General features: G+C 61.3%; 11 protein-coding genes. 10 read left to right on the forward strand and 1 reads right to left on the reverse strand.

What is annotated here, in order from left to right:
• The first annotated feature begins 80 nt into the window (after positions 1-80).
• Entirely contained in the window at positions 81-1,103 is a 1,023-nt protein-coding gene (locus H6M51_RS10690) for a diguanylate cyclase (RefSeq protein ID WP_185809838.1), read from the forward strand.
• On the opposite strand, the gene H6M51_RS10695 is transcribed toward H6M51_RS10690, so the two are convergent.
• Positions 1,094-2,131: a LacI family transcriptional regulator gene (locus H6M51_RS10695; protein WP_246780473.1), complete on the reverse strand. Its 1,038-nt coding sequence runs from the start codon at positions 2,129-2,131 to the stop codon at positions 1,094-1,096. The genes H6M51_RS10690 and H6M51_RS10695 overlap by 10 nt on opposite strands.
• A 450-nt stretch (positions 2,132-2,581) precedes the next feature.
• Between H6M51_RS10695 and H6M51_RS10700 the strand changes: the two genes are divergently transcribed.
• From H6M51_RS10700 to H6M51_RS10740, 9 genes are all read left to right on the forward strand, one after another.
• Entirely contained in the window at positions 2,582-3,817 is a 1,236-nt protein-coding gene (locus tag H6M51_RS10700) for an ABC transporter substrate-binding protein (protein WP_185809839.1), read from the forward strand.
• A gap of 169 nt (positions 3,818-3,986) precedes the next feature.
• Positions 3,987-4,889, forward strand: a complete 903-nt coding sequence (locus tag H6M51_RS10705; protein ID WP_185809840.1) for a carbohydrate ABC transporter permease — start codon at positions 3,987-3,989, stop codon at positions 4,887-4,889.
• Positions 4,882-5,826 (forward strand): carbohydrate ABC transporter permease, encoded by a 945-nt coding sequence (locus H6M51_RS10710; protein WP_185809841.1) that lies wholly within the window; start codon positions 4,882-4,884, stop codon positions 5,824-5,826. The genes H6M51_RS10705 and H6M51_RS10710 overlap by 8 nt, the downstream gene beginning before the upstream one ends.
• Before the next feature lie 4 nt (positions 5,827-5,830).
• Positions 5,831-6,919: an ABC transporter ATP-binding protein gene (locus H6M51_RS10715; RefSeq protein WP_185809842.1), complete on the forward strand. Its 1,089-nt coding sequence runs from the start codon at positions 5,831-5,833 to the stop codon at positions 6,917-6,919.
• Between the two features lie 63 nt (positions 6,920-6,982).
• Positions 6,983-9,442, forward strand: coding sequence for a glycosyl hydrolase 2 galactose-binding domain-containing protein (locus H6M51_RS10720; RefSeq protein WP_185809843.1), 2,460 nt, complete (start codon positions 6,983-6,985; stop codon positions 9,440-9,442).
• A gap of 70 nt (positions 9,443-9,512) precedes the next feature.
• Complete coding sequence (locus H6M51_RS10725; protein ID WP_185809844.1) at positions 9,513-10,274, forward strand: sugar phosphate isomerase/epimerase; 762 nt, start codon at positions 9,513-9,515, stop codon at positions 10,272-10,274.
• A 27-nt stretch (positions 10,275-10,301) separates the two neighbouring features.
• Entirely contained in the window at positions 10,302-11,435 is a 1,134-nt protein-coding gene (locus H6M51_RS10730) for a Gfo/Idh/MocA family protein (RefSeq protein WP_185809845.1), read from the forward strand.
• A 171-nt stretch (positions 11,436-11,606) separates the two neighbouring features.
• The gene (gene mgrA / locus H6M51_RS10735; protein WP_185809846.1) at positions 11,607-12,659 is read left to right on the forward strand and encodes an L-glyceraldehyde 3-phosphate reductase; all 1,053 of its coding nucleotides are present in this window, start codon (positions 11,607-11,609) and stop codon (positions 12,657-12,659) included.
• A gap of 261 nt (positions 12,660-12,920) precedes the next feature.
• Positions 12,921-14,528 (forward strand): glycoside hydrolase family 43 protein, encoded by a 1,608-nt coding sequence (locus tag H6M51_RS10740; protein ID WP_185809847.1) that lies wholly within the window; start codon positions 12,921-12,923, stop codon positions 14,526-14,528.
• Positions 14,529-14,622: the final 94 nt, after the last annotated feature.

Here is a 14,622-nt window from a genome sequence, read left to right on the forward strand (position 1 = left end):
GGCGGCATTGGCGCCAGGAGCCGAAGCGAAACGAATTTGCTTTGTTTTCGGGGGCGTGCGGACTGGCGTCCCTTGGGGCTTTGCTCTCATCCTTTGCAGACGGCAGCTTTGGGCTTTTCACGATTGCTCTGGCACAAACACTTATCCTGGCAGGTGCTGCTGTCGCCTGGCAGGGCATTCGTGCCTTCGACCATCGCCGGCTCGATCTGAAGCTTGCAGCAGCCGGTCCGCTGGCCTTTCTGTTGCTGGCGACATCGGCGCCGTTGCTGCAGGCCAGCTTTGGCGCTCGCTACTTCCTCGCCGCAGTGATCGGAGCCATCTATACGGGGCTCGCCGCCTGGGAACTGAAATCCTCCGAACACGAAGAGCAACTCTCCAACCGGCCCTTCGCCTATGTCTGGTTTGCAGCACTCACGCTCGTCCTAATGGTATCAGGCCTTAGCGCCTCTCTCTCGCCCGTCACACCGGTCGATCTGGCTCAATCCGTTCCGCTCTGGCTGTCGATCGCAGCCTTCGCGATCTTCCTTCATGCGTTTATCGCACCCCTGTCGGTGTTCCTTATGCTGCGGGACCGGTTGCTCGTCGAACATCGCTGGTCGGCCGCGACCGACGCACTGACCGGTCTTGCAAACCGGTTCACCTTTCTCGACATGCTCCAGACGCTGTCCACCAAGGTTCGCGGGGAGGGCGCATTCCTCTATGTTGATGTCGACCATGTGAAGCGGATCAACGACCACTATGGCCACTCCGGCGGTGACCAGGTGCTGAAGACCTGCGCCGAGCTCATCTTGCGCGAACTGCCGGAACACGCGCTGCTTGGGCGACTGGCCGGTGCTGAGTTTGCGGCCTATGTGCCCTTCTGCAAAGTCGAAGAGGCGGAAAAGCTCGCGCATATCATCCATGACAGCGTCGAACAGCAGATGTTCTTCCTTGGCGGCGAACTTGTCCCCGTGACCGTCAGCGTCGGTGTGGCTCATGGGGCGATGCAGGTGACAGCCGATGAACTCCTGAAGCGGGCAGACGCCGCGCTCTACACCGCCAAAGTGAACGGTCGCAATTCGGTCGTCGTCTGGTCGGACGGCCAGCGACCGTCCTATGCCTGATCCCAGCGTGGTTCGCTGATACTCTGCAGGAGGTCCGGGTCGACACCGTCGATCCGGGCGATCACCGCCTTGGCGAGCTCCCGGCCGGACTGGCGGACATCCTCGTATACGGCGATGATGTCGGGGCGTATCCAGTTGAGGATCGGCGTGCCCTGTTTGGCCACCAGATCAATCTCGACGCCGACGCGCTTTCCGGCGGCTTCGATCCCGGCATTCGCGGCGATCGCGCTGCTGCCGGATGATGATATCAATCCGTCCGGTGCGTCCGGCCCGCGCATCAGCGCCTCCACCGTTGATCGGATCTGGCCGAGCGTGGCGTCGATGTTGATGTGCAGCGGCACCTCTTCGGCGCCGAATGCCTTCAGTCCGCGCATGAAACCGTCAAACGTATGCTGATAGTAAGTCAGCTTGCTCGGAGGGGGGAGGAGGGCGATCCGCCGACGTCCCCGTTTCACCAGCCGTTCCACTGCGCCGAAGGCGAAGGCCTCGTTATCGAAGTCGTGGAAGGGATGCTGGATGCCCATGTCCGTGCGGCCATGGGTGACAAAGGGCATGTTCTGTTCGGTGAGCAGCCTTACACGGGCATCGTCCGGTTCCGTGCGAGAGATGATGACCCCGTCAGCCGAGCCGGTTTCCAGGATGTATCGGACCGGCAGCATCGGATCCTTGGTATGCGCATGGGGCGTTACCACGATGTGGTAGGGCGTTCCCGACAGGACTTCCGATATGCCCACAACCATCTGGTTTGAGAAGCCCAGGATTTCCTCGTCAATGCCAAGAACCAGGGCGATCACGTTGGTCTTGCCGGTTCTCAAGCGAACGCCGGCCCGGTTCGGCTGGTAACCCAGCTGTCGCGCAACCATGCGCACGCGTTCCTTGGTTTCTGCACCGATGTCGGGCGCGTCTTTAAGGGCACGCGACACGGTGGTGATGCCGAGTCCGGTCATGAAGGCGATCGTCTTGAGCGTCGGACGCTCCTTCGTCGCGATTGGGCGGTCCATCAGGCCGCTTCCCTGCAGATCTGTCATCTTGTCCCCACCGGTCTTACAAGTCCCGCTTATAGTTGGCTTTTCCCTTTCTGCATACCTGACGAGCGACACCTCCCTACCATCCCTGAGAAAGAAAAATCTGAAACGATACAGTGGATTTGTCGAGCCCTAATTCATGCTGCGCTGCGTCGAATATCAACCACGGATAGCAGAGGTCTACTTGCCCGGCCCGTCCATCTCTCGTTACATCGCCATGACGCGAATGCAGCATTTTTTTCCACAAAAACCTGTATCGTATTTCTACTACAACGTTTCTGCGCATGTTGCTGCGCAATAACGGACTTCTCCAAAGCGATTTGGATGGGTGCGATGGAATACACGCTCTCGCTGAAATGCGTCTGTAATGGAAAATTTACAATCCGGTAGGTTGCGCTTCAAAAAGCTTTGTCATAAGTTTTTCCGGCAACGTTTCAGTGAGGGAGGAGACTCATGAATTTTCGTAGCTTCGCGGCAGCTTTGGCCGCAACAGTCGCCATGCCATTCGCAGCGGCTCACGCCACCGATCTCGAAGTAACCCATTGGTGGACATCCGGCGGTGAGGCTGCGGCTGTCGCCGAGCTCGCCAAGGCTTTCGATGCCACCGGCAACAAATGGGTCGACGGCGCCATCGCCGGTTCCGGCGGCACGGCCCGCCCGATCATGATCAGCCGCATCACCGGCGGCGATCCGATGGGCGCCACGCAGTTCAACCACGGCCGTCAGGCCGAGGAACTTGTCGAAGCAGGCCTGATGAAGGACCTGACGGCGGTCGCCGAAAAGGAAAAGTGGAAGGAAATCGTCAAGCCGGCGAGCCTTCTCGACAGCTGCACGATCGACGGCAAGATCTATTGCGCCCCAGTCAACATCCACTCCTGGCAGTGGCTGTGGCTGTCCAATGCCGCGTTTGAAAGTGCCGGCGTTGCCGTACCGAAGAACTGGGACGAGTTCGTCGCAGCCGCTCCGGCGCTTGAAGCCAAGGGCATCATTCCGCTCGCCGTTGGTGGCCAGCCGTGGCAGTCTGCCGGTGCCTTCGACGTTCTGATGGTCGCCATTGCCGGCAAGGACACCTTCTACAAGGTCTTCAAGGACAAGGACGAGGAAGTCGCCGCCGGCGCCGATATCGCCAAGGTCTTCAAGGCCGCCGACGATGCGCGTCGCATGTCCAAGGGCACCAATGTACAGGACTGGAACCAGGCCACGAACCTGGTCATCACCGGCAAGGCCGGCGGCCAGATCATGGGTGACTGGGCTCAGGGCGAATTCGCGCTCGCTGGCCAGGTCGCCGGCAAGGACTACACCTGCCTTCCGGGCCTCGGCGTGAACGAGATCATCTCGACCGGCGGTGACGCCTTCTACTTCCCGGTCGTCGATGACGAAGCCAAGTCGGCAGCCCAGGACGTTCTGGCTGCCACGCTGCTCGCACCGGCTACCCAGGTCGCCTTCAACCTGAAGAAGGGCTCGCTGCCGGTTCGTGGCGACGTCGACCTCGCAGCCGCCAACGACTGCATGAAGAAGGGCCTCGACATTCTCGCCAAGGGCAATGTCATCGAGGGTACCGACCAGCTGCTTTCGGCCGACAGCCAGAAGCAGAAGGAAGACCTCTTCTCCGAGTTCTTCGCCAATCCGTCCATGACCGTCGAAGATGCGCAGAAGCGCTTCGTCGATATCATCGCTTCCGCTGAATAATCGCGGGTGACCTGTCCGGTCAGGGGCGTCCCCTGGCCGGACATTGGCCATTTTCGACCGGGTAGGGCACTCGTGCCCCGTCTTGCCGGCCGTGTGCGGGATGCGTTGGCGTTTCAGCGTTGCGGCTCGGTTCGACCACGCCCGTGTCCAGGACGAGGAGGACTGACCCATGGCAAGCCCGTCGCATGCCGGTCGACCCAACAAGCTGTTTCGCAACCTGAACGCCAAGATCGCTTCCATCCCGATGGTGCTGACCGCGCTGGTCATCTTCCTCGGGGGCACCATCTGGACGGTCGTCTATTCCTTCACCAATTCGAAGCTGCTGCCGCGGGCGAACTTCGTCGGTTTCGACCAGTACGAACGCCTCTGGGATGCACCACGCTGGGTGATGTCGATCCAGAATCTGGCGATCTACGGCATCCTGTCGCTGATCTTTTCGATCGTGATCGGCTTCGTGCTGGCGGCGTTGATGGATCAGAAGATCCGGTTTGAAAATGCGTTCCGCACCATCTTCCTTTATCCCTTCGCGCTCTCTTTCATCGTGACCGGTCTGGTCTGGCAGTGGATCCTCAACCCCGATTTCGGGGTGCAGTCGATCGTGCGCTCGCTGGGCTGGGAGACCTTCACCTTCAATCCCCTCTACAATTCCGAGATCGTCATCTACGGGATCCTGATCGCCGGTCTCTGGCAGGGAACGGGTCTCGTCATGTGCCTGCTCCTGGCCGGCCTGCGCGGCATTGATGAGGACATCTGGAAGGCGGCGCGCGTCGACGGCATTCCGATGTGGAAGACCTATCTCTTCATCGTCATCCCGATGATGCGGCCGGTCTTCATCACCACGCTCGTCATCATCACCTCCGGCATCGTCCGCCTTTATGACCTCGTCGTTGCCCAGACCAGCGGCGGCCCCGGCATCGCCTCCGAAGTGCCTGCAAAATATGTCTATGACTACATGTTCCAGGCGCAGAATCTCGGTCAGGGATTTGCTGCCTCGACCATGATGCTGCTGACGGTCGCCATCGTCATCATCCCCTGGGCCTATCTCGAATTCGGAGGAAAGAAGCGTGGCTAATCCCGGTACCCTGAACACCGCGGCTGCCGGTTTCGATGCAGTCTCCGATCGTCTTGGTCCCGGACCGCGGGGCGCCAAGCCGAAGCGCACCTTTTCCGGTCGCAACATCATGCTCTACGGGTCGCTGATCTTCTTTGCGATCTATTATCTGGTGCCGCTCTACGTAATGATAGTCACCTCGCTCAAGGGCATGCCGGAAATCCGCCTCGGCAATATCTTTTCACCGCCGGTCGAGATTACCTTCGAGCCCTGGGTCAAGGCCTGGGCGACCGCCTGCACCGGTCTTAACTGCGATGGCCTGTCGCGCGGCTTCTGGAATTCGGTTCGCATCACCGTACCGTCGACGCTGATCTCGATCCTGATCGCCTCGGTCAACGGCTATGCGCTCGCCAACTGGCGATTCAAGGGCTCTGAACTGTTCTTCACGATCCTGATCATCGGTGCCTTCATCCCCTATCAGGTGATGATCTATCCGATCGTCATCGTGCTGCGCGAGCTTGGCATCTACGGCACGCTGACCGGCCTCGTGATCGTGCACACCATCTTCGGCATGCCGATCCTGACGCTGCTCTTCCGCAACTACTTCACCTCGCTGCCGGAAGAGTTGTTCAAGGCGGCGCGCATCGACGGTGCAGGGTTCTGGCAAATCTATCTTCGGATCATGCTGCCGATGTCGCTGCCGATCTTCGTCGTCGCCATGATCCTGCAGATCACCGGCATCTGGAACGACTTCCTGTTCGGTGTCGTGTTCACGAGGCCCGAATACTACCCGATGACCGTGCAGCTCAACAACATCGTCAATTCGGTGCAGGGCGTGAAGGAATACAACGTCAACATGGCCGCAACGCTTCTGACCGGCGCCGTGCCGCTCATCGTCTACTTCATTTCCGGGCGCCTGTTCGTCCGGGGCATCGCCGCCGGCGCAGTCAAGGGTTAAGCTCATGTCGCACAGTGTATCGATCAAGAACCTCTCGTTGAGCTTCGGCGCCGTGAAGGTGCTCGAAAACCTCAATCTCGACATCGTCGACGGCGAGTTCATCGTTCTCCTCGGCTCGTCCGGTTGCGGCAAGTCCACGCTTCTCAACTGCATTGCCGGACTGCTCGAGCCGACCGACGGTCAGATCTTCATCAAGGGCAAGAATGTCACCTGGGAGGAGCCCAAGGACCGCGGCATCGGCATGGTGTTCCAGTCCTACGCGCTCTATCCGCAAATGTCGGTGAAGAAGAACCTGTCTTTCGGCCTGCAGGTCGCCAAGATGCCGAAGGACGAGATCGAGAAGCGCGTCCAGCGCGCCGCAGACATCCTGCAGATCGGGCCGCTGCTCGATCGCAAGCCGTCGGCACTCTCCGGTGGTCAGCGGCAGCGCGTGGCAATCGGCCGTGCGCTTGTCCGTGACGTCGACGTCTTCCTGTTCGACGAGCCGCTGTCGAACCTCGACGCCAAGCTACGCTCGGAGCTGCGCGTCGAGATCAAGCGCCTGCACCAGAACCTCAAGAATACGATGATCTATGTCACCCACGACCAGATCGAGGCGCTGACGCTGGCCGACCGTATCGCCATCATGAAGAGCGGCGTTATCCAGCAGCTCGCAGATCCGAACACAATCTACAATCAGCCGAAGAACCTTTTCGTCGCCGGCTTCATCGGTTCGCCGTCGATGAATTTCCTGCATGGCGAATTGATCAACGAGGGCGGCGAGGTGTTCTTCCGCACCCACAATGTGCTGTTTTCGATGAAGGGCTACCGCTCGCAGGAGCCGCTGATGGGCGGTCGCAAGGTCGTGCTTGGCGTTCGTCCCGAGCATATCAAGGTCGACGAGGAGACCGGCATCAGCGAGTTGCATGAGGCGGTCGTCGACATCGAAGAGCCGATGGGCGCCGACAACCTGCTCTGGCTCAAGCATGCCGGCCACACCATGTCGGTGCGCATCGGCGGCACCCGCCGCTATGCGCCCGGCGCCAAGGTTCGCCTCGGCTTCGACATGGAGGTCGCTTCGCTGTTCGACGCGACGACCGAAGAGCGCATCTGACACCTTCCCCTCGCGTCCCGGACTGTGACCGGGACGCGTTTTTTCTTCCTTAGGACTGAAGTCATGAACCAGAGTGCGAATAGCGGCGTGATCGATCTCCACGGCGAGTGGCGCCTCGCCTCCGTCGACGGAGACCACCAGGCGGCGATCACGCTGCCAGGGGATGTGCATTCGGCCCTGCATGCTGCCGGTCTCATTCCGGATCCCTATTTCGGCCGCAACGAAGAGGTCGTGCAGTGGGTCGCCGAGCGCGACTGGGCCATCGAGCGCCGCGTGATCATCCCGGACATTTCCGGCAGCTGGTATCTCGACATCGACTATCTTGATACGGTCGCCGTCGTCTTCGTCAACGAAGTGCCCGTGCTGTCCGCCGACAACTGCTTCCGCCGCTATCGGCCCGATGTCAGCCATGCGCTTCAGCCGGGCGAGAACACCGTTCGGATCGTCTTTCATTCGAGCATCACGGCCGGCGCCGAGCGCCAGGCGCGTCAGCCGTTCTACATCCCGTATTCCACTGGCAACTGCCCGATCCCCAACGGCAACATGCTGCGAAAGCCGCAATGCCATTTCGGATGGGACTGGAATATCGCCATTGCGCCGATCGGGCTCTACGGCACGCTGTCGCTGAAGAAGCTCGACCCCGCCCGCATCGAGCATGTCGAGACCGAGCAGGTCCATCATGCCGATGGTCGCGTCGAGCTCAAGGTTACCGCTACCATTTATTCTGTCGAGCCTGCCGTCGTGCCTGTGCACTTCACGCTTGATGGAGAACGTGTGCGGCTTGATGTCGGCATTTCAGCTGGCGAGACGAAGGTTGTGCATGTCTTCGAGATCGAGAGCCCGCGCCTCTGGTGGCCTGCAGGTTCTGGCGAGCAGGTGCTTTATACCCTGACCGTCGATCTGCCGACGGAAACCGTCACCCGCCAGATCGGCTTGCGCAGCGTCGAACTGCTCACCGATCCCGACGCCGCCGGCAGCCGCTTTGCGCTCAAGGTCAATGGTCGCGAGATCTTCTGCCGCGGGGCAAACTGGATCCCCGCCGACGCGCTCTTCTCTCGCTCGTCTGAGGAGAAAACGACCGATCTGCTGAATTCGGCCATCGCTGCCAATATGAACATGATCCGAGTCTGGGGCGGCGGCTTCTACGAACCGGACTGGTTCTATGATCTCTGCGACCGGCTCGGCCTGATGGTCTGGCAGGATTTCATGTTCGCCTGCAATCTCTACCCTTGCACCGAGGACTTCCTCGACAACGTCGCCCACGAGGTCGAATACCAGGTCAAGCGCCTGTCCAGCCACGCCTCCATCGTCATCTGGTGCGGTGACAACGAGCTCGTCGGCGCGCTCACCTGGTTCCCGGAATCCCGCGACAACCGCGATCGCTATCTCGTCGCTTATGACCGGCTCAATCGCACCATCGAGCAGGGCGTCAAGAAGACTTTTCCGCAGGGCATCTGGTGGCCGTCCAGCCCGGCCTCGGGCTATCTCGATTACGGCGACGCCTGGCATGCCGACGGTTCCGGCGACATGCATTACTGGTCGGTCTGGCACGAAAACAAGAGTTTCGATAATTACCGAACCGTCAAACCGCGCTTCTGCTCGGAATTCGGCTTCCAATCCTATACGTCGCTGCCGGTCATCGAGAGCTTTGCGGACAAGGCCGACATGAACATCGCCTCGCCGGTGATCGAACTGCACCAGAAGAATGCCGGCGGCAACGAGCGGATCGCGGGCACGATGTTCCGCTATTTCCGCTTCCCGAAGGACTTCGCCAATTTCGTCTATCTGAGCCAGATCCAGCAGGGTCTCGCCATCAAGACCGCAGTCGAATACTGGCGGTCGCTGAAGCCGCATTGCATGGGCACCATCTACTGGCAGCTCAACGACACCTGGCCGGTCGCCTCCTGGTCGAGCCTCGACTATGGCGGCAGCTGGAAGGCGATGCATTACATGGTGCGCCGCTTCTTCCAGCCGGTCGCCGTCGCTGCCATTCCCTCCGAAGATGGCACGACGATTTCGCTCTCCATGGTCAACGATACGCTCGATAGCGTCACCATCGACGCCAATCTCTTCGTGCTCACGCTGTCGGGGGATCGCATTCCGCTCAAGAGCGTGCAGGGCGATTGTGGGCCGGATGCCGCCGACCTGCTCGTCACGCTCGATGCCAGCGAGATCCCGGCAGACGGTCTGCTCGCCTGGAGCTTCATCGCTTCGAACGGGATGAGCGGGGAGGGACATTTCCTCAACGGCACCTACAAGGCGCTCGATCTCGAGCCTTCACGCCTCGAGACCGCCATCTCACCGACCGTCGATGGCAGCTTCGAGATCACCGTCACCGCCCATGGGCTTGCGCTTTTCGTCATGCTCGAAAGCCGCACTCCCGGCCGCTATTCGGACAATGCCTTCGATCTCTCGGCAGGCGAGAGCCGCCGCATCATCTTCACACCCGAGACCGGGCTTCCCGCCGGAGCGCTGCCGGACTTCCGCATCTACGATCTCTACACCTGCCAGTCGGCGGACTGACAGGCTCTTAAGACAGGATACCAAGTCCCTGGGCGCCCGATCCAAGGACATACGAGGAGGAGACTACCCGATGACGAAACTCGGCTTCCAGCTTTACAGCGCCCGCAATTTCCAGCCCTTCAGTGGCATCTATCCGAAGCTTCAGGCCGCCGGTTATGGCGAGGTCGAGGGTTACGGCGCCCTGTACGCCTCGCTGGCCGATGGTGAGCTCGACGCCTTCCGCAAGGAGCTCGATGACAACAGCCTGACCATGCCGACCGCGCATTTCGGTCTCGACATGATCGAGAACGATCCGGCCCGCGTCATCAAGATTGCCAAGACGCTCGGCATCGAAGCCGTCTACTGCCCCTATCTGATGCCCGACCAGCGCCCGACCGATGCCTTAGGCTGGTTTGCCTTTGGTCAGCGCCTGCAGGCCGCCGGCAAGCCGCTGCGCGATGCGGGTCTCGTTTTCGGCTGGCACAATCACGACTTTGAATTCGCGGCCCTGCCGGACGGCTCCACCCCGCAGGAACAGATCTTCGCCGGCGGTCCCGAACTCGACTGGGAAGCCGATATCGCCTGGGTCATCCGCGGCAAGGCCGATCCCTTCGCCTGGATCGAAAGCTACGGCAAGCGCATCAGCGCCGTGCATGTGAAGGACATCGCGCCGGCGGGCGAAAATACCGACGAAGACGGCTGGGCCGATGTCGGTCACGGCACCGTCGACTGGAAGGGCCTGGTTGCGGCGCTGAAGAGCACCCGCGTGAAGCATTTCGTCGTCGAGCACGACAATCCCAAGGATATCGACCGGCTGATCACCCGCTCGATCGCATCCTTCAAGACTTATTGAACCACTCGCAGCAAGCAGGACATTTCCATGGCACGCGAACTCGGCGTCGGCATCATCGGATGCGGCAATATCTCCACCACCTACTTCTCGCTGGCGCCGCTGTTTCGCGGCCTGAAGGTCGTTGCCTGCGCGGATATCAATCCGGCAGCCGCCGAAGCCCGGGCTGCTGAATATGGCGTCAAGGCTCAGACAATCGATGAGCTCCTCGCCAATCCCGAGGTCGACATCGTCGTCAACCTGACGATCCCGGATGCCCATTATCCGGTTTCCAAACGGATTCTCGAAGCCGGCAAACATGTCTATTCGGAAAAGCCGCTGGTGCTCTCGCTCGAACAAGGCGAGGACTTGCGTGCGATTGCGAAAGCCAAGGTCCTGTCGGTCGGCTGCGCGCCTGACACCTTCCTCGGCGGTGCGCACCAGCTGGCCCGCGCCTTCATCGACAAGGGCGGCATCGGCCGTGTCACCTCCGGCACCTGCCATGTCATGAGCCCGGGGATGGAAATGTGGCACCCGAACCCGGACTTCTTCTTCCTGCCCGGCGGCGGCCCGGTCCTCGACCTCGGCCCCTATTACATCGCCAACCTGATCAACCTGATCGGCCCGGTCAAGCGTGTCGCGGCGCTGACCTCGATGGCCAACGAGACCCGGACCATCACCAGCCAGCCGCGCAACGGCGAGGTGATCCCGGTCAAGACGCCCACCAATATCCATGCGCTTCTGGAATTCCAGAACGGCGCGACAATCACGCTGTCCGCCAGCTGGGATGTCTGGAGCCACCGGCACGCCAACATGGAACTCTACGGCACCGATGGCTCGCTCTACGTGCCGGATCCGAACTTCTTTGGCGGCAATGTTGAAGCCTCCGGTCGCAACAAGGACATTCAGCCGCTGGAAGCCTGGGATCACCCCTTCGGCCGCAACAACCAGGAGAGCCCGCAAGGTCCACGCGCCAACTACCGCACGGCCGGCCTCGCGGATATGGCTGTCGCGATCCTCGAAGGCCGTGATGCCCGCTGCTCGCTCGACCGCGCGCTGCATGGTGTCGATGTCATGGTGTCGATCCTGAAGTCGGGCGAGACGGGGGAATTCGTGACATTGTCGACAACCTGCACCCAACCGGCTGCCCTGGGTATCGACGAAGCGCAGGCTCTGCTTAGATAAGGGGAGTGGTGTTGCTTGCCCCTCATCCCCCTGCCGGGACCTTCTCCCCGCAGGCGGGGAGAAGGGGGAGCACGGCCGCCGCATCGGCCTTCTCCCCGTTCGCGGGGAGAAGGTGGCGGCAGCCGGATGAGGGGCAGCATCGCTCAACAGACATCTGGGAGAGAACCATCCATGACCTATACACCCGCCGAGAACCGCTATGAGCGGATGATCTATAATCGCTGCGGCAAGAGCGGGCTGAAGCTGCCGGCGATCTCGCTCGGCCTCTGGCACAATTTCGGACAGGACACGCCGCATGCGACGAAGCGGGCGATCTGCCGCACCGCCTTCGACCTCGGCATCACGCATTTCGATCTCGCCAACAATTACGGCCCGCCGCCCGGCACCGCCGAGGAAGCCTTCGGCGAAATCCTGCGCACTGACTTTCGTGGCTACCGCGACGAGCTGATCATCTCGTCGAAGGCCGGTTATGGCATGTGGCCCGGTCCTTACGGCGAATGGGGCAGCCGCAAGTATATCATCGCCTCCTGCGACCAGAGCCTGAAGCGCATGGGCCTCGACTATGTCGACATCTTCTATTCGCACCGCTTCGACCCGGATACGCCGCTTGAGGAAACCTGCGGCGCGCTCGATCACATCGTGCGGTCGGGCAGGGCACAGTATGTCGGTATCTCCTCCTACAATTCGAAGCGCACCCGCGAGGCCTATGAGATCCTGAAAAGCCTCGGCACTCCGCTTCTCATCCACCAGCCCAGCTATTCGATGATCAATCGCTGGATCGAGGAAGACGGGCTGATCGACACGCTCGAAGAGCTCGGCGTCGGCTCGATCGTCTTCTCGCCGCTCGCGCAGGGGATGCTGACTTCGAAATATCTGAACGGCATTCCGGAAGGCACCCGCGCGAGCCAAGACAAGTCGCTCGACCCGGGCTTCCTCAATGAGCGCAATCTCGAAAACATCCGTGGCCTCAACCGTATCGCCGAGAAGCGCGGCCAGACGCTGGCGCAGATGGCGCTTGCTTGGGTGCTGCGCGGCAAGCGCATCACCACGGCGCTGATCGGCGCATCCAAGCCCTCGCAGGTCGAGGATTGCGTCAAGGCGATCGAGACGCCCGATTTCACGGCGGAAGAACTCGCAGAAATCGACGTCTTCGCCAAGGACGCCGATATCAACCTGTGGGCGGCCTCAGCCGAACGCAAGGGCCCGCCGCGAAAGAAGAAGTAACGAAAACCCTCCCCTTGAGGGGGAGGGTCGGAGCGTAGCTCCGGGGAGGGGTGACGTGGAAGAGTTTAGCGTCGAATGGAGATGCCAAACTCGCATGGTTCACCCCCACCCGCCGCTTCGCGGCGACCTCCCCCCTCAAGGGGGAGGTGGCACAGCGGCCGCCGTCTCCGCCTTCTCCCCGCCTGCGGGGAGAAGGTCCCGGCAGGGGGATGAGGGGCATCTTTCACGTAAAATCAGCCATCAGGCAGGAGGAAACACACCATGATCATCAACCCCATCCTGCCGGGCTTCAATCCGGACCCGTCGATCTGCCGCGTGGGCGACGACTATTACATCGCCACCTCCACCTTCGAATGGTATCCGGGCGTGCAGATCCACCATTCTCGCGACCTCGCGAACTGGGAGCTTGTGACCCGACCGCTCAATCGAGCAAGCCAGCTCGACATGCGCGGCAATCCCGATAGCGGCGGCGTCTGGGCGCCGTGTTTGTCCTATGCCGACGGGCTGTTCTGGCTGGTCTATACCGACGTCAAGCGCTTCGAGGGCTCGTTCAAGGACGCGCATAACTACATCGTCACGGCGCCTTCCATCGAAGGCCCTTGGTCGGACCCGATCTACGTCAATTCCTCCGGCTTCGACCCCTCGCTCTTCCATGATGACGACGGCCGCAAGTGGTTTCTCAACATGCAGTGGAACCACCGCCCCGAGGCGCGCAACACCATCGGCCATGCCAAGTTCGACGGCATCCTGCTGCAGGAATGGGATCCGAAGACGCAAAAGCTCACCGGCCCGATCAGGAATATCTTCGAGGGCAGCAAACAGGGGCTTGTCGAAGGCCCGCATCTCTTCAAGCGCAATGGCTGGTATTATTTGACCACCGCCGAAGGCGGCACCGGCTACGACCATGTCGTGACCATGGCACGCTCCCGCGCGATCGAGGGTCCTTACGAGATGCATCCGGACACGCATCTCATCACCTCGAAGGACAACCCGGAAGCCGTGCTGCAACGCGCCGGCCATGGGCAATATGTGGAGACGCCGGACGGTCAGGTCTACCATACCCATCTCTGCGGCCGCCCCATGGCCCCGAAGCGCCGCTGCACGCTCGGCCGCGAAACGGGCCTGCAGAAATGCGTCTGGAAGGAGGATGGCTGGCTCTATCTCGAGCAGGGCGGCGTGGTGCCCGCGGTTGCAGTCCCGACGCCCAATGGCGCCACGAAACGCGAGGAACCGGCTGAGATCGTCAGAACCTTCGACAGCGCAGACTTACCGAAAGAATTTCAGTGGCTGCGCACGCCGCAGCCGGAGCGCCTGCTCAGTCTGAGCGAGCGGGCAGGGCGCCTGCGCCTCTTCGGGCGCGAGAGCATCGGGTCCTGGTTCGAGCAGTCGCTCATTGCTCGTCGCCAGGAGCATCATCGCTTCCGTGCCGAGACGCGGCTTGAATTTGCGCCAGAAACCTATCAGCAGGTGGCTGGCCTCACCCATTACTACAACCGCTACAAGTTCCACGCCCTGGGTGTCTCGACAGACGAAAAACTGGGCCGCTCGCTGATCATCCTGTCCTGCCCGGGCGACTACCCCTCCGGCAATCTGACCTTCCCGATCGGCATGGGCCAGTCGATCCCCGAGGGCGCGATCGATCTCGCCATGGAGATCACCGACAATGACCTACAATTTTTCTGGCGGGTGGCAGGCGAGGGCGCTTGGCAGGCCGTCGGCCCTGTCCTTGACGCCGGGGTCGTCTCCGACGAGGGCGGTTTCGGCGAGCACGGCTCGTTTACCGGCGCCTTTGCCGGCATGTTCTGCTTTGACATCACGGGACGCGGCAAGGCAGCGGATTTCGAGCGGTTCGTCTATCGGCGCGGGTGAGGGGCACACGCCGGTTTCACCCATCGTCATCCTCGGGTTTGTCCCGAGGATCTACTCACGTTGCAGTCAATTCAAAGGTAGCGGATGCTCGGGA

It is taken from the genome of Rhizobium sp. AQ_MP (assembly GCF_014237835.1).
In the GTDB taxonomy this organism is placed as follows: domain Bacteria; phylum Pseudomonadota; class Alphaproteobacteria; order Rhizobiales; family Rhizobiaceae; genus Allorhizobium.